The sequence below is a fragment of the Hungatella sp. SL.1.14 genome (genome assembly GCF_024460495.1).
GTDB lineage: Bacteria > Bacillota > Clostridia > Lachnospirales > Lachnospiraceae > Hungatella > Hungatella hathewayi.
On the sequence record NZ_JANFYJ010000038.1, the window covers coordinates 1 to 23873 of the forward strand.

Genomic DNA, 23873 nt, shown 5'->3' on the forward strand with positions numbered 1-23873 from the left:
TATTAGAATTTTCAGGGTTTTACATACTGTTCAATCTTCTGTTTTCAAAGTGCGTTTGCGTTGTTTTGTTCTCAACAGCAACTCGTTTATCTTACCATATCGTTTCTGTTTTGTCAACAACTTTTTTTATTTTCTTTTTTTCTTTTTTCACCGTTTTTCGCGGTGGAGTTACATTATAGCACATCGTTTTTATCGAGTCAACCATAATTTTACTTTTTTCTCCACGAAAGGGCAAAAAAATAATCATTTGGAAAAGAGCGGAGAAAGAGGGATTTGAACCCTCGCGCCGGTCACCCGACCTACACCCTTAGCAGGGGCGCCTCTTCGGCCTCTTGAGTATTTCTCCGTAGTTCATAATCTCCATATGATTCGTCCTGTAACAAGATTGTTCCCAGACGCATTGACAATTATACTAGAGAATATTTCGATTGTCAACCCATATTTTCATTTATTTCCTGTTGAATTTTATCGTGTACTATATCTGCTATTTGAATAGTCCTTAACCCAACATATTGTTCCGGAAGAAGCGGTTCCAGAAAACGTACCTGGACTTTTTGCTTCCTGATTGAATTAACATCGAACGGTTTGAAGCAGTCGATCAGCGCTACGGGGACAATGGGACACCGTGCATTTACCGCACTTTTAAAAGTTCCTCCTTTAAAAGCAAGAAGATGATTTCCTTCCCTGCTCCTGGTTCCTTCGGCAAATATTACGTAATTTCTTCCCTGCTTCACGTCCTCCGTCATCTTTGTGATGACCTTTAAAGAAGCTTTTACATCCTGACGGTCTATGGACATACCATGCATGGCTGCGATCACCTGCTTAATCAAGATAATATTAGAAGCTTCCTTTTTGACGACTATTCCCAGCGGATTAGGACAACTGTCCATGATAGCCAGAACATCAAACAGCCCCTGATGATTTGGAAACAGAATAAAACCATTTTGGGATGGCAGATGTTCAATTCCGTGTACTTCAACTTCCACGCGGCCTGTACGGTTTACTGTTTTTACAACATTTCTAATATAATCATATCTCTGCTGTTCTGTGTGGGTATCCCCGGATCTGCCCAGCTTCCAGATATGATAAAACCATATTGGAGCCCGGAAAAGATTCCGAAGCACCATATATGCTATACGGTTCATGGTTCCCTCCTGTATTCCTGTATGGCTGTCTCATATAGATTATTTCCTTTGCCGTCAATAACAACAATGACAGGAAAATCTTTGATTTCCAGACGCCGGATCGCTTCCGTCCCCAGATCATCGTATGCGACTACCTCTGAGGAAAGGATGCATTTGGACAGAAGTGCGCCCGCTCCGCCTACTGCAGCAAAATACACAGAACCGTTCCTGACTATGGCATCCACTACCGCTTTGCTTCTCTTTCCCTTTCCAATCATACCTCCCAACCCCATGTCGAGAAGCGTTGGTGTATACCGGTCCATACGACTGGCCGTCGTCGGTCCTGCAGATCCGATGGGACGCCCCTCTCTTGCAGGAGAAGGCCCCATATAATATATCATGTTGCCGCTGATTTCAAACGGCAGTTCCTGTCCCTGATCCAGTGTTTCCTGCATCCGTTTATGTGCCGCATCCCTGGCTGTGTAGATAATTCCTGTTAAATATACGTAATCTCCCGCCTGAAGGCTGGCTGCATCTTCTTTGGTAATCGGTGCTTTCATGTAACGGTCCATCCTGTTAATTCTTCCTCCTTCTCTGTCTTATATGATCCGGTGCGAATGACGGTTAACATGACAACAGATATTGACTGCCACGGGCAGACCGGCAATATGGGTGGGGTACGTCTCAATATTGACTGCCAGTGCAGTGATGCTGCCGCCGAGTCCTCCCGGACCGATTCCAAGACTGTTAATCTTTTCGAGAAGTTCCGTCTCAAGTTCTCCGACATAGCCGGAAGAGGGCTGCTTATCCAAGTTTCTGGTCAGAGCATGTTTTGCCATCTCCGCACATTTTTCAAAGGTTCCTCCGATCCCTACTCCGATTACCATGGGGGGACAGGCATTCGGACCTGCATCCCGAACCGCAGTGAGCACGGCTTCCTTAATTCCATCAATTCCATCCGCCGGTTTTAACATGAAGATACGGCTCATGTTTTCACTTCCAAATCCCTTAGGGGCCACGGTTATATCGATCTGGTCTCCATCCGTGATCTCATAATGGATGACTGCCGGAGTATTGTCTTTTGTGTTAATCCTTTTTACCGGCTCTACGACTGATTTACGGAGATATCCTTCCACATATCCGTCATGTACTCCCTGATTAACCGCATCGGCCAGACTGCCGCCCTCTATATGTACATCCTGTCCTATTTTCAGGAAAATGACCGCCATACCGGTATCCTGGCAAATGGGAATCATGTCTTCCCCGGCGATTTTTAAATTTTCCTCCAACTGTGATAAAATCTGTCTTCCCAGTGGTGACCGCTCCTTCCCCACCGCGTCGCAGAATACCTTCTTCATATCATCCGACAGTACATGGTTTGCTTCTATGCACATTTCTTTAATATTTCTTGTTATTTCCTCGCTCTGAATGGTTCTTATCATACGATTCCTCCATATAAATGATGAAGCCATCACTCTCTTTTACTAATCATAAGGGATTGATCCGTCGAAATCAAGTATAATCATGCGTTATTTCTTTTGCAATTGCTATTGACAAAGAATGGATCGAGGTGTATTATTGTATTAAGTAATTAGTACAGTAATACAATAGGAGGTGAGCAAATGACATGGCATTTTGAAAATGACAGACCGATCTATACACAGCTGTTAGAGCAGATACGTCTTCGTATTATATCCGGCATCTACGCGGCTGGCAGTCGCCTTCCTTCAGTCAGGGAACTGGCCGGAGAAGCTTCTGTCAATCCCAATACGATGCAAAAGGCATTATCGGAACTGGAACAAAGCGGCATTATCTATTCTCAAAGAACATCGGGGCGATTCGTCACGGAGGACACGGCAATGATTGAACACGTAAAAGAAGAAATTGCAGAAGAGAAAATCAGAGATTTTTTTAAGGTCATGAACAGTCTGGGCCTGAAACCGGGGGATACATTAAAATTAGTAGAAAAAGCAGCAAAGGAGATGAGTCAATGAATTCCATACTACAGTGCAGCCATATCACAAAAAAATTTGGCTCTTTGACGGCTCTCGATGATGTAAATTTCACCATCGAACCGGGAAGAATCGTAGGGCTGCTTGGCCCTAACGGAAGCGGTAAGTCCACATTTATCAAACTGGCCACAGGCCTTTTGACTCCAACAAGCGGAACAATCACGATCTGCGATCTTCCGGTAAGTGTGGAGACAAAACGGAGAGTCTCTTATCTGCCTGATAAGAATTACTTAAATGACGGGCTGAGAATTAACCAGATTCTCGATTATTTTCACGACTTTTATGATAATTTCGATTTAAATAAGGCTTACGAAATGTTAAAACGTCTGAACATCGATCCAAAGAGCCGGTTGAAAACGCTCTCCAAAGGAACGAAGGAAAAAGTTCAGCTGATTCTGGTCATGAGCCGTAACGCCGATCTTTATCTTCTCGATGAACCCATCGGCGGTGTCGATCCGGCCGCCAGGGATTATATATTAAACACGATCTTATCGAATTACAATGAACAGGGTTCCATCATTATATCGACCCATTTAATTTCCGATATTGAGCCGGTCCTGGATGACATCATCTTTATCAAAGATGGAAAAATCGTTTTGACCAGTTCCGTAGATGCGATCCGGGAAGAAAACGGAAAATCCGTAGACGCTCTGTTCAGGGAGGTGTTCAAATGCTAGGAAAAGTATTCAAATATGAAATGAAATCTACATCCAGATTATTTTTGCCGCTGATGATTGGTTTCATCGCGATTACACTTTTATGTAAATTTGCATTTGAGAGCAGTTACAGTGCGTTTCTGGGAAACAGCCGGCTGATGGAAACAATTACAGTCATCTTTTTTGTCCTGTATTTCATCTATATTATCGCCCTGTTTGTCATGACTTCTGTATTTATCGTCATGCACTTTTATAAGACCATGGTGAGTGACCAGGGATATTTAACCAATACGCTTCCAGTGAAGATGGGAACCTTAATCAATGCAAAGCTGTTATCGGCTGTTCTGTGGGAAATCTTAGCCGGCCTTTTGTTTATCTTATCCATCTTCATCTTTTTTACCGGCCATCTCCATCTGACAGATCTCCAGCAGATATTCCGCGATATCGGGACACTCTATCAGGAAGTATCAAAATACTTAAATATGCCGGTATTCCTGATTGAAGTTACCATCACCTGTATTGCCGGGCTGATCTCCGGCCCCCTGATGCTGTATGCCGCCATTGCCCTGGGCCATTTATTTAAGAAACACAGAGTTCTCTGGGCTATTATTTCCTACTTTGCCATCTATGTGGTAATGCAGATTATCAGCAGCATTTATTTCTCCATATGCGGTTACTCCTCTCCTGTGATCAGCAATTCGGAGTATGCCGTTCAGACCGTTAAGAACTACATGCTGTTCACCACCATCTTCAGCGTGGCCTGTACAGCGGGATTTTATGCCATAACAGATTATGTGTTTACAAAGAAGCTTAATCTGGAGTAATCTCATTTGGGTGAAAAGATTATAAATAAAAAACGTGGAAATTCCGATTAGAATATTTTCTCCAATCGGAATTTTCACGTTTTTCTATTCTGTTCTGCTTCCGTCTTCTCACCGGCAGAACTTTTCAAAATCTAGCTCTTAAATATCTTCGCTTCAATGGAAGCAATGGTAATGCTTTCCAGCCGCTTTCTGCACAATTCGTCGAGATCTGCATAGATTTCATCCATGATGGCCGCCATACCGGATGCAATCATACAATCCATTTCCTTATCTCCTGATTTCCATGAAGCCGATACAAAATCGACCTCCAATGCGTCGCATACCTGCCTTAAATTTACGCAGGATGAGTCTTTTTCAAAATGGTATCCGCCTTCCAGACCTTCTTTGGTTGAAATGATCCCGGCTTTTTTTAATTTGGCCATAACCTTTCTCACCCTGGCCGGATTGGTACATACGTTGGAAGCCAGTGCCTCACTGGATACTGTCTGCTGACGGTGATTCAAATACACCAAGGCGTGGACCGCTATTGCAAATTCACTTGTCACGTGATTCGCCCCCTGTCTGATTCATACTCTTTTTCTGAAACATAAATCTGTAATTATTATTGTTTCAGTTTATGATGTAATACTATCAGTTACAGTTTTTTTTGTCAAGTCCAAAGCCAAATTATTTCGAAACAAAATTATTTTAAGATTTTACCCATAATGATAACACAGCCCATAATGATCAGGATGGATACAAAGATTCCTCCCATGCCTTTTCCCATGATCTCCAGAGCGATTAATAAATTTTCCATCATTGTCTCAACCTCCTATAAGAACCTGGTTACCAGACTGATAACAAGTCCTCCTGCAATCACGGAGGCAATCTGTCCGGATACATTTGCACCGACTGCATGCATCAGAATAATATTTCCCGGTTCCTCTTTCTGTGCCATTTTCTGCACTACTCTGGCCGACATGGGGAATGCGGATATTCCTGCGGCCCCAATCATCGGGTTAATCTTTTCTTTTCGGAACAGATTTAACAGTTTGGCAAACAGCACGCCTCCTATGGTATCAAATACGAATGCGATCAGACCGATTCCCATAATCATCAGTGTGTCGATTCTCACAAATGCGTCCGCACGCATACTAAAGGAGATCGTAATTCCCAGAAGCAGGGTAATCAGATTGGCGAGACCATTCTGAGCCGTGTCAGAAAGATTGCTGAGAACTCCGCACTCCCTCAGAAGATTACCAAACATTAAAAATCCCACGAGGGCCACCGACATGGGGGCAATCATGCCTACAATCATGGTTACGACAATTGGAAATGCAATTCGCATCGTCTTCGATACAGCCGCCGGTTTATACTCCATATGGATGGTTCTTTCCCTCTTCGTCGTAACCAGTTTAATGGCAAACGGCTGGACGATCGGCACCAGGGCCATATAGGAATAGGCGGCCACCGCGATGGCTCCAATATACTTTGAATGCAGAATCTGAGACACAAGGATGGATGTGGGCCCATCCGCCGCACCGATTATGCCGATGGACGCCGCATCCTTTAAGTCAAATCCAAGAAGTACTGCCGCACAGATTGCAATGAAAATTCCCAGCTGAGCCGCCGCACCAAATAAGAACATCACCGGCTGGGACAGCAGAGGACCAAAATCGATCATGGCTCCGATTCCGATGAACAGAAGGATGGGAAGCGCTTCTGATGCTTCGATCCCCACATGAAACAGCCATTCAATAATTCCGTTTGTGTCACCGACACCGGACAATACCTGATTGATAACCCCTGTGTTCGGCAGATTTACAAGAATTGCGCCAAACCCCATGGGCAGAAGCAGGGCCGGCTCATACTCTTTCTTAATCGCAAGCCATATCAGGATGATTCCCAGCAGATACATAAGTATCTGCTGCCATGTAACCGACATAATTCCTTCTAATAAGAATTCCATTTTCAGCCTCCTGTTTCCTTTTCTCGATTCAGTTCCAGTTTTACGGTTTTAATGACCTTTTCATTCATTTTGAGAATGGTATAATGAATTCCATCCTCATACAATTCTATCGGCATCTGCTTCTCATTGGGTATGTATCCAAGGCGTTCGATCAGATAGCCCGACAGAGTATCACAGGAGCTTTCAATCTCCTCATGGAGAACCTCATTTAAGTCATACAGGAGGATGCTTCCGGCTGCCTGATAGACGTGAGGTTCCAGTTCTGTGATCTCCGGCTCCACGTCCTCATATTCATCGTGTAAATCGCCCACAATCTCTTCAATTAAATCTTCCATGGTCACAATGCCTGACACACCGCCGTACTCGTCAACGAGAACCGCCATCTTAATCTTGTTTTTCTGCATTTCCTGAAATAATTTATCCGTCTTTCTGTTTTCAGGAATAAAGTATGGTTTCTGCATGATTGCACGAATATCAATTTCTCTGACAGGCTTTTTATTCGCTTCTATGATAAAATCCTTCATAAACAGGATTCCCACTATATTGTCAATCTCATCCTCGTAAACCGGAATTCTGGAGTGTCTGCTGTTTAAGATTTCATCCATGCTGGACAGCAGCGGCGTGCTTAAATCCACAGCAATCATATCCTGACGCGGAGTCATGATCTCCCTTGCTTTCTTATCGTCAAATAAAAAGATGGAGGTAATCATATCCTGTTCAATTTCATTAAATACTCCGCTTTCCCGGCCGGTTTGAAGCATGGAGCGGATTTCTTCTTCGGAAACCTCCTCTTCCAGATTCTCCGTTTTCAGCCCCAGAAGCCTTAATACTCCGTTGGTAGATACGGACAACAATGCAATAAACGGGGCCATAATCCTGGAAATGATGGCAATCGGCTTCACGGCAAACAGACTGAATGCCTCCGCCTTCTGCAGTGCAACCCGTTTCGGTACCAGTTCACCAAACACCAGATTAAAGTAAGACAGGATGATCGTAACCAGCACCATGGCGATACTCTGGCTATAAGGAATTCCTGACTGCGCCATGCGGTTCCCCAATATCTGCGATATACCTGTCGCGGCGGATGCACTGGAAAAAAATCCGGCAAATGTGATTGCCACCTGGATGGTTGACAGAAATCCTGTAGAATTTTCTGACAGTTTTTGAATCAGGGCCGCTTTTTTATTGCCGTTATCAGCAAGCATCCGGATCCTGTTTTTGTTGACAGATACTACTGCCATTTCCGCCCCTGCAAAAAATGCGTTCATCATTGTAAGGGCTATTAATAATAAAATCTGTGCGGCTATCGTGGCCGCGCCTGGGTCACTGTCCAAGCGTAATTCCTCCTTTATTCAGGTTGGGTATCCGGCATTTCCTGATAAATAAAAAGACTTTTATTGCAGCATGAATATTCCATACTGCAATAAAAGTCTTGCCATTTCAATTCCCAGCGGATTATTTCAATCCACGCCCGGTAATCCAACAGAGTGAGACTGCGGCTTATGAAAAGCCATTCACTTGTTTTATGAAAGCGTTCATTAATCGTACTGACGCACGGGAATCCATAAGGTTATGCCGGCTACTCCCCTTTATTGATGTTATCATTATAATATAAAGAGAGCGGAATTTCTATTAAAAAAATGTTAAGTTTTTCGCTGCCGCCTCTTATTCTTCTGTTTCCGTTTCAGTCTCAACATCATCCAGATCCAGGTCTTCCAGCCCTTCTCCTTCTGACTTGCTTCCGTCATCACGTACTTTGGCAATACTGGCCACACGTATATCAGATTCCTGATCGATGTTCATGAGCTTCACTCCGGAGGTGTTGCGTCCGATCACAGAGATGTCTTCCACGGAAATTCTGATTACAATTCCCTCATTGGTGATAATCATAATATCATGATCGTCATGCACCAGCTTCGCACCCACGATCTTACCGGTCTTCTCTGTAATCTTATAACAGAGCACGCCCTTTCCGCCTCTCTTCTGCGGGGTAAATTCGTCGATCGGGGTTCGTTTTCCCATACCGTTTTCTGATACGATCAAAAGCTTCTCTCCCTGAGTATCCATCTGCATGCCAACAACTTCATCATCGTCGTTGAGCTTCATACCGATTACACCCATGGATACGCGCCCTGTTACGCGGACGTCAGTCTCATTGAAGCGGATACACTGGCCCATCTTCGTAATCAGGAAAATATCCTTTGAATTATCGGTAGCCTTTACCTCGATCAGCTCATCATCCTCGCGGAGTACAATAGCCTGAAGTCCGTTCTTTCTGACATTGGCGTATTCCATCATCGGGGTCTTCTTCACCATACCGTTCTTTGTAGCCATAAACAGGAATTTATCGTCGTCGTATTCCTTCATCGGAATAATGGCGGTAATACTCTCACCCGGAAGCAGCTGAAGCAGATTGATGATCGCCGTGCCTCTGGCCGTCCTGCTTCCTTCCGGAATCGCATACGTCTTAAGCCTGTAAACACGTCCCGTATTGGTAAAGAACATGATATAGTGGTGGTTGGTCGTCATGATCAGATCTTCGATATAATCCTGATCAATGGTCTGCATTCCCTTGATTCCCTTACCGCCTCTGTTCTGACTCTTGAAGTTGTCTACAGACATTCTCTTGATATAGCCAAGCTTTGTCATGGCAACGATGGTGTTTTCATCCGGAATTAAGTCTTCCATGGACATGTCGAATTCATCAAAGCCGATGGAGGTTCTTCTGTCATCCCCGTATTTATCAGAGATCAGCATGATCTCTTCCCGGATTACGCCGAGAAGCTTCTTCTCATCTGCCAGAATGGCTCTCAACTCCTCTATCTTTGCTTCCAGTTCTTTAAATTCATTCTCCAGCTTCTCTCTTTCCAGACCGGTAAGAGCACGAAGACGCATATCCACGATCGCCTGGGCCTGAGCATCGCTTAAGCCGAAGCGCTCCATGAGTTCTGCCTTCGCAATCTGAACATTCTGAGAATTGCGGATGATCTTGATGACCTCATCGATATTATCGAGAGCGATCAGCAAGCCCTGTAAAATATGAGCACGCTCTTCCGCCTTGTTTAAATCATACTGGGTCCTTCTGGTTACAACTTCCTTCTGATGCTCTAAATACAGCTTGAGCATCTGCATCAGGTTTAAGACCCGAGGCTCATTATTGACAAGCGCCAGCATGATGACGCCGAATGTATCCTGCAGCTGGGTATGTTTTAAAAGCTGGTTTAATATAACATTGGCATTGACGTCACGGCGAAGTTCGATGACGATTCTCATACCGGAACGGTCAGACTCATCTCGTAAATCCGTGATTCCATCGATCTTCTTCTCTTTAGCAAGTTCGGCCATCTTTTCAATCAGACGGGCCTTGTTTACCATGTAAGGAAGTTCCGTTACGATGATACGGCTCTTTCCGTTTGGAAGCGTTTCAATATCTGTCACAGCGCGGACTCTGATCTTTCCGCGGCCTGTGCGGTAAGCTTCCTCGATTCCCATTTTGCCCAGGATGGTTGCCCCTGTGGGGAAATCCGGCCCCTTGATGATTTCAAGGACCTCTTCCATCTCGGTCTCTCTGTTTTCCTCAACGTGGTTGTCAATAATTTTAACAACCGCGCCGATTACCTCTCTTAAGTTATGAGGCGGAATGTTGGTCGCCATACCTACGGCGATTCCTGATGTTCCGTTGACCAGAAGATTGGGGAATCTGGCGGGAAGAACCACCGGTTCTTTCTCTGTCTCATCAAAGTTCGGTGTGAAATCAACCGTATTCTTACCGATGTCAGCCAGCATTTCCATGGAGACCTTGCTCAAGCGCGCCTCCGTATAACGCATGGCCGCCGCTCCGTCACCATCGACAGAACCAAAGTTGCCATGGCCATCCACCAGCGGATATCTGGTGGACCACTCCTGCGCCATATTAACCAAAGCTCCGTAGATGGAGCTGTCGCCGTGAGGATGGTATTTACCCATGGTATCACCGACGATACGGGCACATTTACGATGGGGTTTATCTGGTCCGTTATTTAATTCGATCATTGAGAATAAGACTCTTCGCTGTACCGGCTTAAGACCATCCCTTACATCAGGAAGCGCACGGGCAGCGATAACACTCATGGCGTAATCGATGTACGATTTTTCCATGGTCTTTTTCAAATCTACCTCATGAACCTTATCAAAGATATTTGGTTCCATAATTCTTCTCCTTCATAACGCAATATTAATTGTTTTTTAGATATCCAGATTGCCGTACTTGGCGTTGGCCTCGATGAATTCACGTCTCGGCTCTACCTGGTCTCCCATCAGTGTCGTAAATGTCAGATCAATCTCCGATGCGGTCTCCTCGTCAAAGGCGACACGAAGCAGAATCCTGCGCTCCGGATCCATGGTCGTCTCCCAGAGCTGCTCGGCATCCATCTCTCCCAGACCTTTGTAACGCTGAATCTTATTATTGGTGTCACGTCCGATTTCCTTCAGGATGTTGTTTAACTCTTCGTCACTGTAAGCGTACCACACCTTTTTGTTCTTCTCCACCTTGTATAACGGCGGCTGAGCCAGATAGACGTGGCCCTGCTTGATTAGCTCCGGCATGAAACGGTAGAGGAAGGTCAGAAGAAGCGTACTGATATGCGCTCCATCCACATCGGCATCGGTCATGATGATAATCTTGTTATAGCGAAGCTTAGAGATATCGAAATCCTCGTGAATTCCGGTACCGAATGCTGTGATCATTGCTTTTATCTCCGCATTGGAGTAGATACGGTCCAGTCTGGCCTTCTCCACATTTAAAATCTTGCCTCGAAGTGGAAGGATGGCCTGGGTATCTCTGGAACGGGCCGTCTTGGCAGAGCCGCCGGCGGAATCTCCCTCGACGATATAAATCTCGCAGTTTTCCGGGTTTTTGTCAGAACAGTCCGCCAGCTTGCCCGGAAGAGCCATACCCTCGAGAGCCGTCTTTCTTCTCGTCAAATCTCTGGCCTTTCTGGCGGCCGCACGGGCCCGCTGAGCCATTATGGACTTGTCACAGATTGTCTTGGCTACAGACGGATTCTGTTCCAGGAAATACGTAAACTGTTCCCTCAAAATGTTATCCACGGCGCCTCTCGCCTCACTGTTGCCCAGTTTCTGCTTTGTCTGACCCTCAAACTGAGGTTCCTCAATCTTAACGCTGATAATAGCGGTTAAGCCCTCCCGGATGTCCTCACCGGAAAGATTGGCCTCGTTTTCTTTCAACAGCTTATTGTTTCTCGCATAGTCATTGAGTGTATTGGTAAGGGCGTTTTTAAATCCGGATAAATGGGTTCCGCCCTCGGGTGTATTGATATTATTTACAAAGCTGTAGATATTCTCCGTATAGGAATCGTTGTGCTGCATGGAAACTTCCACATAAACACCATCCTTGGAGCCCTCACAGTAAAATACCTGATCGTAAAGCGGAGTTTTCCCGCGGTTTAAGTAAGTGACAAACTCCTTGATTCCGCCTTCATAATGGAATACGTGCTCGTGCTTCTCTTCCCGGTTGTCTCTCAATACAATTTTTAAATTCTTTGTCAGGAATGCGGTCTCCCTCAGACGAATCTTCAGCGTATCATAATCAAATACGGTTTCTTCGAAAATGGTCTCATCCGGAAGGAAGGTAACCTTCGTACCGTGTTCATCCGGTCCCGCTTCTCTGATAACCTTAAGCGGATACATGGTCTTACCTTTTTCGTAGCGCTGCTTATAGGTCTTTCCATCCTGAGTAATTTCTACTTCCAGCCAGTTGGACAATGCGTTTACTACGGATGCGCCAACACCGTGAAGGCCGCCGGATACCTTGTATCCCCCGCCTCCGAACTTACCGCCTGCGTGGAGGATGGTAAATGCTACCTCTACTGCTGGTATTCCGGCTTTTTTCTGGATGCCTACCGGAATTCCCCGGCCGTCATCGACTACGGTAATGGAATTGTCTTCATTAATCGTCACATCAATCATATCACAGTATCCGGCCAGAGCCTCATCCACCGCATTATCGACAATCTCATATACAAGGTGATGGAGTCCCCTTACGGAAGTACTGCCAATGTACATACCAGGTCTCTTTCTGACCGCCTCAAGCCCCTCTAATATCTGGATTTGATCTGCACCATATTCTTCGCTCATATTTTCCTCCTAATTCTCACTGTAAACTTCACCACTCACAACCTTAAAGATCTTATCGATCCGGAACCGGTTATTGACAAAATCCTCCAGCCCCGTACAGGTGATCATGGTCTGTATATGATTAATTCCCGATAACAAGTGATTCTGTCTGCTGCCATCCAGCTCAGATAACACATCATCCAGCAAAAGGATTGGATAATCATTTACTATTTTTTTGACGAGTTCTATTTCTGCAAGCTTTAAGGACAGAGCAGCCGTTCTCTGCTGTCCCTGGGAACCAAACCTTCTGATATCGATATCATTGATGATAAAGCTTAAATCATCTCTGTGGGGTCCCGTTAACGTCGTCCTCTGCTTTAAATCCGAAGGCCTGCTTTTTCTTAATGTATCTTCAAACATATCGGCCGTGACATTTGGCTCATAGCAGATATGTAAAGACTCTTTTTCTCCTGACAGCTGCCGGTGGATGGTTCCGATTAAGTCGTTTAACTGGCTTACAAAGGCCTCCCGGCACCGGATTACCTCCCGTCCGTACTGAACCAGCTGCATATCCCAGATATCCAGTGTCTCCTCATAGTCCGGGCGGAACATGATGTCCTTCAGCAGCTTATTTCTCTGAGTAACAATTTTATTGTACTGAACCAGAGAATGGACATACAGCTTATTAAGTTGACATAACTCCAAGTCAATAAACCGCCGTCGTTCGGCAGGGCCGTTTTTTATGAGATTTAAGTCTTCCGGAGAAAAAAATACAACATTGACAATTCCAAATAATTCGCTGGCCTTCTTGATTGGAACGCCGTTGACCGCCACGCCTTTAGCTCTGTTTTTCTTTAAATGCATGTCGATTCTGTATGGAACATCTCTTTTTCTGACGTTTAATTTGATATGCGACTCATCCCTGTCAAACTGTATGATTTCCTTATCTTTGCTTCCCCTGTGGGATTTTGTCGTAGCACAGACATAGATTGCTTCTAAGATATTGGTTTTCCCCTGGGCATTATCCCCGTACAGGATGTTGGTCCCATGACTGAAATCCATATGTAGTTTATCGTAATTCCTGTAATTTTTAAGCTCTATCGACTCGATAATCATGGACTTCTCTTATTCCTCGATTTTAATCGTCTTTCCGTCGTACTCGACGATGTCTCCGGCTCTCAGTTTTTTACCGCGCTGAAGCTCTGTCCTGCCGTTTACTTTGACCAGGGCTTCTTCTATTACGTATTTTGCATCCACGCCGGAGCCGACCAGACCCGCTGCTTTCAGGGCCTGGCCAAGCTTGATGTATTCATCTCTTAACTTGATTATTTCCAATTTTTTCTCCTTTTTTCATCCCGTTATCCTAAACGGATGCGGCGTTGAAGTTGACCGGAAGAATTAAATAGATATATTTTCCTTCTTCATCCCTGATGAAGCATGGGGATTTCGGATTCAGCATATAAAGAGTTACTTCTTCGTCATCGATGATTCTGAGCGCATCTATCAGGAACTTTGGATTAAAGCCGATCATGATATCGCTTCCTGTCTTATGAGCCGCCACTTCGGCGTTCATGGATCCAAAGCTGGAATTCATCTTAAGCTGCAGCTCCTGATCCACCACGTTGATGATTAACGGCTTCTTGTCATTCTCACGGATCAGGATGGTTGCTCTCTCAATGGAATCTAACAGTTCCCGCTTATTGACTGTGATCTTGGTCTCGTAATCACTGGAAAGCATCTGGTCGATCCGGAAATACTCGCCCTCAATCAGACGGGATACCACAATCGTATCGTCAAATTCAAATAAAATATGGTTGCTGCTGAAGAATATCAGCACTTCTTTCTCGTTGTCGCCGCCCAGAATCTTGCTGACCTCACTGAGAGTCTTGCCAGGAACGATGACTTTTATATCATGGTACGTATCTTTTAATTCCACATTCCGGATGGAAATGCGGTGGCCATCCAGAGAAACGACCTTTAACTGGCTTCCCGATACCTGGAATAATTCACCGGTCATCATCTTATTGCTGTCGTTGGGAGCAATGGAGAAAATAGTCTGGCGAATCACTTCCTTCAGTGTAAACTGGGAAAGGCAGATGTAGTTATCTCTTTCTATATAGGGAAGGTATGCAAATTCCTCACCGTCACGTCCCTGAATATGGAACACGGATTTTTCGCAGGAAATCGTAGTGGTGAATTTTTCATCGCTTTCAATGGTAACGACAGAGTCACCTGCAGATGAAAGCTTTCGAACGATTTCGGATAACAGCTTGGCATCCAGAGCGATTTTTCCCCGTTCATGGATGGTTCCTTCTACCTTAGTTTCAATACCGAGTTCCATATCGTTGGCTGTCAGTTTAATCTCGGAACCACTGGCATCAATGAAGATACATTCTAAGATCGACATGGTTGTCTTGGATGGAACTGCTTTTAAAACGATGTTGATGCCGTTTAAAATGGCATCCTGTTGAAATGTCAGCTTCATAATTGTTGATAACTCCTTTTCAGTAAATTCACGAATTATATTGATAAATAAATAGATAAATTCCGTCGTATTAGTAGTAGGGGCTGTGGGTATGTGTAAAAGCCTTAAAACCGTCGAAGGGGACAGGCTTTTCCCTGTGAATAAGAGTGTGAATAACGTCCACAATCCTTAAGGAAAACTCTCAGGTTATCCACATGAGCCTGAGAAGGGAAAAGAACCTCATGGTTATCCACAGGCAATCAACATCCAATTCACATGAAATTGTGGATGAAGCTACTGTGGACTGAGTTTTTTCTTGAGGATATCAAGAGTGTTTATTAAGTTGGAATCATTCTTGACAACATCGGCCTTTATCTTCTCGATTCCGTGAATAATCGTCGTGTGATCGCGTCCGCCTAAATACTTACCGATAGACTGCAGCGGTGTTCCCACGATCTCGCGGCATAGGTACATGACGATCTGGCGCGGATAGACGATTTCCTTGTTCCGCTTCTGGGAACAGATATCGAGGGGGGTGATTCCGTAATGGTCTGCCACCACCTGGATGACTAACTCAGGAGTCACTTCCCGCTTGTCGTTGGGAGAGATGATATCCTTTAAGGCTTCTTCAGCCAGTTCTACGGTAATTTCCTTATTATCCAGCCTGGAAAGAGCGACGATTTTTGTCAGGGCGCCTTCTAACTCACGGATGTTGGACTTAATGTTGGTGGCAATGTATTTAATTACCTCGTTATCGATGTTGTAGCCCTCCATCTCTTCCTTTTTCCGGAGGATGGCCATCCTTGTCTCGTAGTCCGGAGACTGGATGTCTACGGTTAAACCCCATTCAAACCGGGAACGGAGACGTTCTTCCAGAGTCTCAATTTCTTTTGGCGGTTTATCTGAGGAGATAATAATCTGTTTTTTGGATTCATATAATGCATTAAACGTGTGGAAGAATTCTTCCTGTGTACTTTCCTTGCCGATAATAAACTGAATATCATCGATCAGCAGGACGTCGTTGGTCCTGTATTTGTCGCGGAATTCAGTAGGAGAGAAGTTGTTCTTATTACGGATGGCATCGATCAGCTCGTTGGTAAATTTCTCACTCGTTACATAAAGAACCTTTGCATTCGGGTTATTTTTCAAAATAAAATGACCGATGGAATGCATCAGATGCGTTTTTCCGAGTCCCACGCCTCCATAGATAAAAAGCGGGTTGTAGATTTCTCCGGGGGATTCGGCAACCGCCAACGATGCAGCATGGGCCAGATTGTTGTTGGCACCGACTACAAAGGTATCGAATGTATATTTCGGATTTAAATTGGCGTTTATGATGGCCGACTGGCTGACCGTGTTCATCGCGTTGTTAATCAGCGTGTTTCCGGTCTGGGCCTTGGGAACTTCTTCCTGCGGAACCTGGTTTTCCACAACGAAGTCTACGTTACATTCAAATCCCGTTACCTCTTCAATGGTAATTTTTAAAAGGAATCCGTATTTTTTACGGATATACCCTAAAAATTCCACGTCCGGGACAGTAACCGTTACGGTGTCTCCGTTTATGGAATGTACTTTCAGTGGGAGAAGCCAGGTTTTGAAGGAAACGTCGGTAATTTCGTGCTCTTCCTTCAAATTAAGTAAGATTTCGTCCCATTTTTCTTTTAACTTTTCTAACATTTCAAGTCTCCTACATCTATCAAAATGCAAATAACGGAAAGTCCCCCTCATACCTGTTTGGGGGAATAGTGCGCATTAGCCCAATCTAAAACCATTTTATACTATTTCGAACTATTTTTCAATGATAATAGAAAAATTTTGTGGATAAGTATGTGTAAGACATGTGAATTTGTTGTTTATGGGGTGTTGATAATGATTCTGAAGGGGAGTTGTCCACAAAAATGAGGCATTTTCTAAGTTCATTTATACACAGACGGAAAAATTTGAATTTAAGAGGCCTTGTGAATATGGGGTGTGAACAATAAACAGGTTATCAAGAGCTTATCCAGAGAGTTATCAACAACTTATCCACATTTTGGGGATAACATTATGTAAATTAACAATATGCATGTGAAAAAGTACACATCACACCATTGACGCGGCGCCTTCTACTGGGTATAATTCGGTTGTAACAGTTGCATTGTATCTTGGAAAAGAACAGTAGCACAGGAGGTAAAAAATGAATATTGAGAACAAAACCCGCAACCTGGTACTGGCCGCAGTCTTTATGGCCATTATCATCATCATGGCATTTACGCCTTTCGGGTATATCCCGCTGGGATTCATGAATGCCACCATCATTCACGTTCCGGTCATAATTGGAGCCATTATACTTGGACCAAAATATGGCGGATTCTTAGGTTTGGTGTTCGGAATAACCAGTCTGTGGAAAAATACGTACATGCCGAATGCCACCTCGTTTGTGTTCTCCCCGTTTATCAAAATCGGAGAGTACGGCGGAAATTTCTGGAGCCTGGTGATCTGCCTGGTGCCGAGAATCCTGATTGGAATTGTGGCATATTATGTATTCAGAGGTATTATGAAGACCCTGAAAGCGAATCGGGCAAGAAGAAGCATTGCTCTGGCTGCAGCGGCAGTTGCCGGATCATTAACCAACACTCTGCTGGTAATGAATCTGATTTACTTATGTTTTGGAAAAGAGTATGGAGCGGCAGCAAAGGGACTGACGGAAGGAATCTATACAGTTATACTGGGAATCATTTGTTTGAACGGAATTCCTGAGGCTATTGTGGCGGGAGTTTTAACCGTGGCGGTCACGCAGGCACTGTTTAAGGCAATGAAGAGATAGAACAATGAAATGATAGAAGAATGAAATTGTAAAGAGCAGTAATCCATTGGAAGAGAAGATGGGTTACTGCTTTTGTATTTTCAGTAAGATAGATATTAATCATGGGAGGGGAATTTTCAGGCCTCTTTTTCTGATAATGATTTACGAAATACCAGTAGTATGATAAACTGTAAGTGTGAATTCCACAAGGATTCAGAATCATGATTTAGTAATAAATATCTAATTTTTAGTATGCCGCCCGTGCAGAACGGCTGTGGCAGTCAGGTAATTTCATGGAGGTTCCTCCAAACATATTCAAAAAATAATTTAATATCTCAGGTAAATATGGAAAGGCGGCGGATGCATATGGATAGGTAACGCTAATGTATTTTTTATGCTAAAAAACAAAAGAGAAAGGAAAAGTATGCAATGAACCAATATCACGATATGTATGACCGCGTGGCTAAAAAGTGCCTGACGCTGTCAAACCGTGCGATTATCCAATTTATAAATGGGACGTTTGGGGTGAATCATCCGATGGATAGTAAAGTGACTTATAACTGGACGGAGCATGAGGATGGCAGTATTACATTCCGTATTTTTGAATATGGATTTCATCATGCTATTAAAATCAGAAGAGAGGAAAATGTACTGGAATTTCCGGATCCGGTTTTGATCTGCCTGTATGAAGGGAAGTCTGAACCAGATGAGAGAGACTTAACAATCCGGTTTGGAAATAGTGGTACTTATATTTATAAGGTACCTGTTATAAAGTATCTTTCATTGTCTCCGGAAGAACTTCAGAATAGAAATATGATTATTCTGATACCGTTTCAGCTTTTGAAACTTAAAAAGTCAATGGAAAAAAAGAGGACAAAAGAGAATCTGGAGGCGTTGAAATACCTTGTTACCCATGATATAATTGGATCAATAGAAGTGAATGTAAAAGCAGGAAATATAACACCAACTGATGGCCGTAAATTAAAAAATATGACTCTGCAGTTATACCATCATATTTATGATCGGTATCAGGAAGTTTCAGATGAAGGAGTGAGCGAAGCGGTGGAAGAGGCGTTGATTCTGGATATTGATGTAATTGAGATGGAGCATAAGAAGGAACTGAGAGAAAAAGAGCAGAAAATTGAACAAAAAGAGAAGGAAATAGAGGAAAAGCAGAAAGAAGCAGAAGAAAAAGGCGAGGAAGTGAAGGTCTTAAAGCTCCTCTTAAAAGGGAAATCTCCAAAGGAAGCAGCCAGAGAGCTGAATATTTCTCTTGAAAAAATTGAGAAAATGATCAATTCATAAGAGGAAGGAATTGATTGGTAAAGAAATCATTGAGTAAAAAGTCATAGAAAACAGGTAGCCGGAAACAGGATTCCGGCCGCCTGTTTTTTTGATATAAAATATAGATACAAAAAATAGATACAAATATAGATACAAAATATAGTAACAGATTTTTGATATCCATACATTTTATGGTATAACCCTTATTTTATAAGAAAAAATAGCATTTTTAGCTTGACGAACCCTTATTTCTTCTATATAATTGAAACGATGTTTAACTAAAATAGTCTCAATATGTTTATTCATATTGCTATGATAAGCTATTGTAATAAGAGGAGGTGTCCGTAGATATGAAGATGACGTTTCAGCCGAAGAATAGACAGAGATCTAAAGTTCATGGTTTCAGAGCCAGAATGAGCACTCCAGGCGGAAGAAAAGTTTTAGCTTCCAGAAGAGCAAAAGGTAGAGCGAAATTATCAGCTTAAGGAAAGAAAAGCCCCTCGCATTTTGTACGGGGGAATCATGGAAAAGCCCCTTCACATGCGTTCAGGGGAAATGATGGACCAGGCCGCAAGTAATTGTGGCCTTTTCTTTTCTTCATTTCCGTGAGCGGCGAGCCAGGCAGAGGGAGTTCATGAAACATTTTAATTCGATTAAAAAAAACCGGGATTTTCAGGAAGTATACCAGACCGGGAAATCCTATGCAAACAAGTTACTTGTCATGTATGTGAAAAAGACGGACAGGCCGGAAACCAGAATTGGGATTTCGGTCAGCAAAAAAGTTGGCAACAGTGTGGTCCGGCATCATATAACCAGATTATTGAGAGAAAGCTTCAGGCTTCATGAAGACATGACAGAGACAGGGTTAGACATCGTGGTCGTCGCCAGAGCGGCGGCAAAAGAAGAAAATTATCATTCAATCGAGAGTGCGTATCTGCACTTATGCGGACTGCATAACATTTTAAAAAAAGAATCGAAGTGATCTTATGGTAAAGAAAATCATGATACTGTTGATTCGGGGTTACCAGAAATTTCTTTCCCCGCTGAAAGTAAGAACTCACTGCATTTACACGCCTACGTGTTCTCAATACGCCATTGAGGCACTGCAAAAGTATGGTGTGTTTAAAGGTACATTTTTGGCTTGTAAAAGGATACTTCGGTGTCATCCTTTTGCAAAAGGCGGTTATGATCCAGTTCCGTAAAAGACAGGAATTTGAGGAGGTAGTTCATTGGAATTTTTAGTACTCACGAAAGTCGGAGGCATTTTGGGGCCGTTCGCAACTGTTCTGGGCATTATTATGGATTGGCTGTTTAAGCTGACCAGTATTTTCGGAATCCAGAACATCGGTTTATGTATTATCTTATTTACTCTTGTAACAAAACTTCTTATGTTCCCACTGACTTTAAAACAGCAGAAGTCATCGAAGCTGATGAGTATTATGCAGCCGGAACTGAATGCCATTCAGGCAAAGTATAAAGGGAAAAAAGACCAGGAATCCATGATGAAGCAGAACGTGGAAATCCAGGCTTTATATGAAAAATACGGTACATCCATGACGGGCGGCTGTTTACAGCTCGTGATCCAGATGCCGATTCTGTTCGCACTGTATCAGGTTATTTACCATATTCCGGCCTACGTATCCAGTGTTAAGGATGTATTTATGAATGTAGTGACATCTATTACATCTCTTGGCGTGGATCATGTGGGAATGCTGACCCAGTTTGCAACGGATAATAAAGTCAATATGGCTATGGTAAAGGATATGGCTACAAACAATGGCCTTGTAGATTTTCTTTACCAGTTGAATCCGACTCAGTGGTCGGCGCTTCAGGATTTATTTCCGAGTATTCAGGGAACGATCGTGGAAAATGCTGCAAAGATTGAGCATATGAACTCTTTCCTGGGAATCAATCTGGCGAGCACACCGTTTAGCGTTATGTTCCCCAATGGATTTACCGGAGGATTTCATTTCAGTCTGGCAATCTTAATTCCGATTCTTGCAGGTTTATCCCAGTGGTTAAGTGCAAGGTTAATGACAGTGAATCAGCCTTCAACCGGTAATGATGATGGTAATTCCATGGCTCAGTCCATGAAGATGATGAATACCATGATGCCTCTGATGTCTGTATTCTTCTGCTTTACCTTTGCTTCCGGTATTGGTATTTACTGGATTGCATCCAGTGTATTCCAGGTTATCCAGCAGGTATTAGTAAATCGTTATATGGACAGAATTGATATCGATGAAATGGTAAAACAGAACGTTGAAAAGGCAAACAAGAAGCGCGCTAAAAAGGGACTTCCTCCGCAGAAGGTGGCACAGAATGCAACAGCCAATTTAAAGAGCATTCAGGCAGCGAATGAGAAAGAGGAAGCCGACAGACTGAAGAAGATTGAGAGAACACAGGAGCAGATGAAGGCCTCCAATGATTATTACAGCAGCGGAGCAGCCAATCCCAACAGTATTTCTGCAAAGGCACGCATGGTTCAGAAATATAACGAAAAGCACAGTAAATAGGAGGGGTTCCGGATGGATATGATTACAGTTTCAGCTAAAACCGTAGATGAAGCAATTACGAAGGCATTAATCGAATTGGAAACGACCAGCGATAAGCTGGAGTATGAGATTGTTGATAAAGGAAACAGTGGAATTCTGGGATTCATCGGTTCCAAACCGGCCATCATTCGTGCAAGAAAGAAAGAGACTATAGATGATAAGGCGATCGCATTTCTCGGAGAGGTGTTCGGCGCCATGGATATGGGCGTGAATATCGAAACCGCTTTTAATCAGGAGGAAAAAGAACTTTCTATCAATTTAGCAGGCGACGATATGGGAATACTGATTGGAAAACGCGGTCAGACCCTGGATTCTCTGCAGTATCTCGTAAGTCTCGTTGTAAACAGGGAGAGTGAAGATTATATCCGGGTTAAGCTGGATACAGAGAATTACCGTGAGAGAAGAAAAGAGACACTGGAAACACTGGCTAAGAATATCGCATATAAAGTGAAGAGAACGAGACGTTCCGTATCGCTGGAGCCTATGAATCCATATGAAAGAAGAATTATCCATTCCGCGCTTCAGAATGATAAGTATGTAGTGACACGAAGCGAGGGTGAAGAGCCCTTCCGCCACGTAGTGATTTCCTTAAAAAAGGATTACTCGAAGAAGGACCGCTATCAGGATAACAGAGAAAAATAGAGTAACGTCGATTGAGGGGTTGGGGCTGTCGGAAGGCACCTCACCCCTTTTCTTTTTCAGGTGAAAAATATGAAGATGAATACAATTGCAGCAATTGCCACTGCCATGAGCAGTTCAGGAATCGGAATCGTCAGGATCAGCGGGGATGAGGCATTTACAATTATAGATAAGATTTACAGGGGAAAAGGGAAAAACAGCAGGAAGTTATCGGATGCTCCTTCCCATACCATCCATTACGGGTATATCGCAGATGGTGATGAAATCATTGATGAGGTTCTGGTCATGTTAATGAGGGGACCGAAGAGTTTCACGGCCGAGGACACGGTTGAGATTGATTGTCACGGCGGTGTTTTGATTACGAAGAAAATACTGGAAACGGTTTTAAAATATGGAGCAAGGCCCGCAGAGCCCGGAGAATTTACGAAGAGGGCGTTTTTAAACGGGCGAATCGATCTGGCCCAGGCGGAAGCGGTCATCGATGTGATCAATTCCAAAAATGATTACGCGTTAAAGGCCTCTGTCAGCCAGCTGGATGGAGCAGTTTCAAATGCGGTAAAGAAACTGCGGGAGCAGATTATCTATCAGATTGCGTTTATCGAATCGGCGCTGGATGATCCGGAGCATATATCTCTGGATGGATATGGAGAGTCACTGTTATCGGTGATTCAGGGGCTGAAGGAAGGCTTATGGAAGCTGATCCGTTCAGCTGATAACGGCAGAGTGATGACTGAGGGGATTAAGACTGTAATTCTGGGAAAGCCCAATGCGGGAAAATCTTCTCTGCTGAATGTTCTGGTGGGAGAAGAGAGAGCCATCGTCACGGATGTAGCGGGTACCACAAGGGATACGCTGGAGGAAACCATCCGTCTGGAAGATATTACACTGAATGTGATTGATACTGCGGGAATTCGAGATACGGATGATATAGTAGAAAAAATCGGAGTGGAGAAGGCAAGAAATGCTGCCGATGCCGCCGACTTAATTATCTATGTGGTGGATGGTTCCTGCCCTCTTGATGAAAACGACGAGGAGATTCTTAAGTTTATCAAAGACAGAAAAGCAGTCGTACTTTTGAATAAATCGGATCTGACAATGGAAATCACTGCTGATATGCTGGCTTCCAGGACGGCACATAGTGTGATTGCCATTTCTGCAAAAGAACGGGTAGGAATTGAACTTTTGGAGGATGAGATTAAAACCATGTTTTATCATGGTGAGATTGATTTTAATGATGAAGTCACGATTACGAATGTAAGACATAAGAATGCACTGGAACAGGCGTACAGCAGCCTGGAAATGGTGGAGCAGAGCATCCAAAACGGTATGCCGGAGGATTTCTATTCCATCGACTTGATGGATGCTTACGAGCAGCTGGGCCTCATTATAGGCGAAGCGGTGGAAGACGATCTGGTTCATGAGATATTCAGTAAGTTCTGTATGGGCAAATAGAGAGAAGGAAGGTTGT

General features: G+C 43.7%; 23 protein-coding genes and 1 tRNA gene. 11 read left to right on the forward strand and 13 right to left on the reverse strand.

The features are described from left to right. Positions 1–258 precede the first annotated feature (258 nt). From NE473_RS27345 to NE473_RS27360, 4 genes are all read right to left on the reverse strand, one after another. Positions 259–346, reverse strand: a tRNA-Ser gene (locus tag NE473_RS27345). An 85-nt stretch (positions 347–431) separates the two neighbouring features. Beyond that, entirely contained in the window at positions 432–1145 is a 714-nt protein-coding gene (locus NE473_RS27350; protein WP_006772656.1) for a lysophospholipid acyltransferase family protein, read from the reverse strand. Beyond that, complete coding sequence (locus tag NE473_RS27355; RefSeq protein WP_155560992.1) at positions 1142–1696, reverse strand: Fe-S-containing hydro-lyase; 555 nt, start codon at positions 1694–1696, stop codon at positions 1142–1144. The genes NE473_RS27350 and NE473_RS27355 overlap by 4 nt, the downstream gene beginning before the upstream one ends. Before the next feature lie 27 nt (positions 1697–1723). Beyond that, positions 1724–2566: a fumarate hydratase gene (locus NE473_RS27360; protein ID WP_155560993.1), complete on the reverse strand. Its 843-nt coding sequence runs from the start codon at positions 2564–2566 to the stop codon at positions 1724–1726. A gap of 180 nt (positions 2567–2746) precedes the next feature. On the opposite strand from NE473_RS27360, the gene NE473_RS27365 reads away from it, so the two are divergent. Genes NE473_RS27365 through NE473_RS27375 form a run of 3 tightly spaced genes read left to right on the forward strand, consistent with a single transcriptional unit; the run spans position 2747 to position 4616 of the window. Next, on the forward strand, positions 2747–3118 hold the full coding sequence (locus NE473_RS27365) for a GntR family transcriptional regulator (protein ID WP_006772653.1): 372 nt from the start codon (positions 2747–2749) through the stop codon (positions 3116–3118). After that, positions 3115–3813, forward strand: a complete 699-nt coding sequence (locus NE473_RS27370) for an ABC transporter ATP-binding protein (protein ID WP_006772652.1) — start codon at positions 3115–3117, stop codon at positions 3811–3813. Before NE473_RS27365 ends, NE473_RS27370 begins: the two co-directional genes overlap by 4 nt. Next, entirely contained in the window at positions 3807–4616 is an 810-nt protein-coding gene (locus NE473_RS27375; RefSeq protein ID WP_155560994.1) for a hypothetical protein, read from the forward strand. The genes NE473_RS27370 and NE473_RS27375 overlap by 7 nt, the downstream gene beginning before the upstream one ends. 131 nt (positions 4617–4747) lie before the next feature. On the opposite strand, the gene NE473_RS27380 is transcribed toward NE473_RS27375, so the two are convergent. The 9 genes from NE473_RS27380 to dnaA all read right to left on the reverse strand — a co-directional run bounded on the left by NE473_RS27380 (position 4748) and on the right by dnaA (position 16819). Next, entirely contained in the window at positions 4748–5161 is a 414-nt protein-coding gene (locus NE473_RS27380) for an RrF2 family transcriptional regulator (RefSeq protein ID WP_006772650.1), read from the reverse strand. A 266-nt stretch (positions 5162–5427) separates the two neighbouring features. Then, on the reverse strand, positions 5428–6564 hold the full coding sequence (locus NE473_RS27385) for a sodium ion-translocating decarboxylase subunit beta (protein ID WP_155560995.1): 1137 nt from the start codon (positions 6562–6564) through the stop codon (positions 5428–5430). Between the two features lie 2 nt (positions 6565–6566). Beyond that, on the reverse strand, positions 6567–7898 hold the full coding sequence (locus NE473_RS27390; protein ID WP_155560996.1) for a hemolysin family protein: 1332 nt from the start codon (positions 7896–7898) through the stop codon (positions 6567–6569). 331 nt (positions 7899–8229) lie between these two features. Continuing rightward, positions 8230–10752, reverse strand: coding sequence for a DNA gyrase subunit A (gyrA, locus tag NE473_RS27395; protein WP_006772646.1), 2523 nt, complete (start codon positions 10750–10752; stop codon positions 8230–8232). A gap of 36 nt (positions 10753–10788) precedes the next feature. After that, on the reverse strand, positions 10789–12699 hold the full coding sequence (gyrB, locus tag NE473_RS27400) for a DNA topoisomerase (ATP-hydrolyzing) subunit B (RefSeq protein WP_006772645.1): 1911 nt from the start codon (positions 12697–12699) through the stop codon (positions 10789–10791). Positions 12700–12708: 9 nt separating this feature from the next. Beyond that, positions 12709–13794 carry a DNA replication/repair protein RecF gene (gene recF, locus NE473_RS27405; protein ID WP_138313260.1) on the reverse strand — a complete coding sequence of 362 codons (1086 nt, stop codon included), beginning with the start codon at positions 13792–13794 and terminating at the stop codon, positions 12709–12711. 9 nt (positions 13795–13803) lie between these two features. Then, on the reverse strand, positions 13804–14013 hold the full coding sequence (locus tag NE473_RS27410) for an RNA-binding S4 domain-containing protein (RefSeq protein ID WP_002605413.1): 210 nt from the start codon (positions 14011–14013) through the stop codon (positions 13804–13806). A gap of 28 nt (positions 14014–14041) precedes the next feature. Beyond that, positions 14042–15163, reverse strand: a complete 1122-nt coding sequence (gene dnaN / locus NE473_RS27415) for a DNA polymerase III subunit beta (protein ID WP_006772643.1) — start codon at positions 15161–15163, stop codon at positions 14042–14044. A 273-nt stretch (positions 15164–15436) separates the two neighbouring features. Continuing rightward, the gene (gene dnaA / locus NE473_RS27420; RefSeq protein WP_022032199.1) at positions 15437–16819 is read right to left on the reverse strand and encodes a chromosomal replication initiator protein DnaA; all 1383 of its coding nucleotides are present in this window, start codon (positions 16817–16819) and stop codon (positions 15437–15439) included. A 499-nt stretch (positions 16820–17318) separates the two neighbouring features. On the opposite strand from dnaA, the gene NE473_RS27425 reads away from it, so the two are divergent. From NE473_RS27425 to mnmE, 8 genes are all read left to right on the forward strand, one after another. Continuing rightward, entirely contained in the window at positions 17319–17948 is a 630-nt protein-coding gene (locus NE473_RS27425; RefSeq protein WP_006772640.1) for an ECF transporter S component, read from the forward strand. A 408-nt stretch (positions 17949–18356) separates the two neighbouring features. Continuing rightward, entirely contained in the window at positions 18357–19232 is an 876-nt protein-coding gene (locus tag NE473_RS27430; RefSeq protein WP_155560997.1) for a hypothetical protein, read from the forward strand. Positions 19233–19561: 329 nt separating this feature from the next. After that, complete coding sequence (gene rpmH / locus NE473_RS27435) at positions 19562–19696, forward strand: 50S ribosomal protein L34 (protein ID WP_039891277.1); 135 nt, start codon at positions 19562–19564, stop codon at positions 19694–19696. A 149-nt stretch (positions 19697–19845) separates the two neighbouring features. Then, the gene (gene rnpA, locus NE473_RS27440; RefSeq protein WP_006772637.1) at positions 19846–20193 is read left to right on the forward strand and encodes a ribonuclease P protein component; all 348 of its coding nucleotides are present in this window, start codon (positions 19846–19848) and stop codon (positions 20191–20193) included. Between the two features lie 4 nt (positions 20194–20197). Beyond that, positions 20198–20413 (forward strand): membrane protein insertion efficiency factor YidD, encoded by a 216-nt coding sequence (yidD, locus tag NE473_RS27445; RefSeq protein WP_080552254.1) that lies wholly within the window; start codon positions 20198–20200, stop codon positions 20411–20413. 27 nt (positions 20414–20440) lie between these two features. Then, complete coding sequence (locus NE473_RS27450) at positions 20441–21727, forward strand: YidC/Oxa1 family membrane protein insertase (protein WP_006772635.1); 1287 nt, start codon at positions 20441–20443, stop codon at positions 21725–21727. Positions 21728–21739: 12 nt separating this feature from the next. Next, the gene (gene jag / locus NE473_RS27455; RefSeq protein ID WP_022032202.1) at positions 21740–22408 is read left to right on the forward strand and encodes an RNA-binding cell elongation regulator Jag/EloR; all 669 of its coding nucleotides are present in this window, start codon (positions 21740–21742) and stop codon (positions 22406–22408) included. Positions 22409–22477: 69 nt separating this feature from the next. After that, positions 22478–23857 carry a tRNA uridine-5-carboxymethylaminomethyl(34) synthesis GTPase MnmE gene (gene mnmE, locus NE473_RS27460; RefSeq protein ID WP_155560998.1) on the forward strand — a complete coding sequence of 460 codons (1380 nt, stop codon included), beginning with the start codon at positions 22478–22480 and terminating at the stop codon, positions 23855–23857. Positions 23858–23873: the final 16 nt, after the last annotated feature.

Excerpts from the sequence above, each read along its gene's own strand:
- yidD (WP_080552254.1), top strand. The coding sequence starts at position 20,198 with ATGGTAAAGAAAATCATGATACTGTTGATTCGGGGTTACCAGAAATTT.
- rnpA (WP_006772637.1), top strand. The coding sequence starts at position 19,846 with ATGAAACATTTTAATTCGATTAAAAAAAACCGGGATTTTCAGGAAGTA.
- recF (WP_138313260.1), bottom strand. The coding sequence starts at position 13,794 with ATGATTATCGAGTCGATAGAGCTTAAAAATTACAGGAATTACGATAAA.
- jag (WP_022032202.1), top strand. The coding sequence starts at position 21,740 with ATGGATATGATTACAGTTTCAGCTAAAACCGTAGATGAAGCAATTACG.
- NE473_RS27365 (WP_006772653.1), top strand. The coding sequence starts at position 2,747 with ATGACATGGCATTTTGAAAATGACAGACCGATCTATACACAGCTGTTA.
- mnmE (WP_155560998.1), top strand. The coding sequence starts at position 22,478 with ATGAAGATGAATACAATTGCAGCAATTGCCACTGCCATGAGCAGTTCA.
- NE473_RS27355 (WP_155560992.1), bottom strand. The coding sequence starts at position 1,696 with ATGGACCGTTACATGAAAGCACCGATTACCAAAGAAGATGCAGCCAGC.
- NE473_RS27425 (WP_006772640.1), top strand. The coding sequence starts at position 17,319 with ATGAATATTGAGAACAAAACCCGCAACCTGGTACTGGCCGCAGTCTTT.
- dnaA (WP_022032199.1), bottom strand. The coding sequence starts at position 16,819 with ATGTTAGAAAAGTTAAAAGAAAAATGGGACGAAATCTTACTTAATTTG.
- NE473_RS27370 (WP_006772652.1), top strand. The coding sequence starts at position 3,115 with ATGAATTCCATACTACAGTGCAGCCATATCACAAAAAAATTTGGCTCT.
- NE473_RS27375 (WP_155560994.1), top strand. The coding sequence starts at position 3,807 with ATGCTAGGAAAAGTATTCAAATATGAAATGAAATCTACATCCAGATTA.
- NE473_RS27430 (WP_155560997.1), top strand. The coding sequence starts at position 18,357 with ATGAACCAATATCACGATATGTATGACCGCGTGGCTAAAAAGTGCCTG.
- NE473_RS27385 (WP_155560995.1), bottom strand. The coding sequence starts at position 6,564 with ATGGAATTCTTATTAGAAGGAATTATGTCGGTTACATGGCAGCAGATA.
- NE473_RS27360 (WP_155560993.1), bottom strand. The coding sequence starts at position 2,566 with ATGATAAGAACCATTCAGAGCGAGGAAATAACAAGAAATATTAAAGAA.
- gyrB (WP_006772645.1), bottom strand. The coding sequence starts at position 12,699 with ATGAGCGAAGAATATGGTGCAGATCAAATCCAGATATTAGAGGGGCTT.
- gyrA (WP_006772646.1), bottom strand. The coding sequence starts at position 10,752 with ATGGAACCAAATATCTTTGATAAGGTTCATGAGGTAGATTTGAAAAAG.
- NE473_RS27350 (WP_006772656.1), bottom strand. The coding sequence starts at position 1,145 with ATGAACCGTATAGCATATATGGTGCTTCGGAATCTTTTCCGGGCTCCA.
- rpmH (WP_039891277.1), top strand. The coding sequence starts at position 19,562 with ATGAAGATGACGTTTCAGCCGAAGAATAGACAGAGATCTAAAGTTCAT.
- dnaN (WP_006772643.1), bottom strand. The coding sequence starts at position 15,163 with ATGAAGCTGACATTTCAACAGGATGCCATTTTAAACGGCATCAACATC.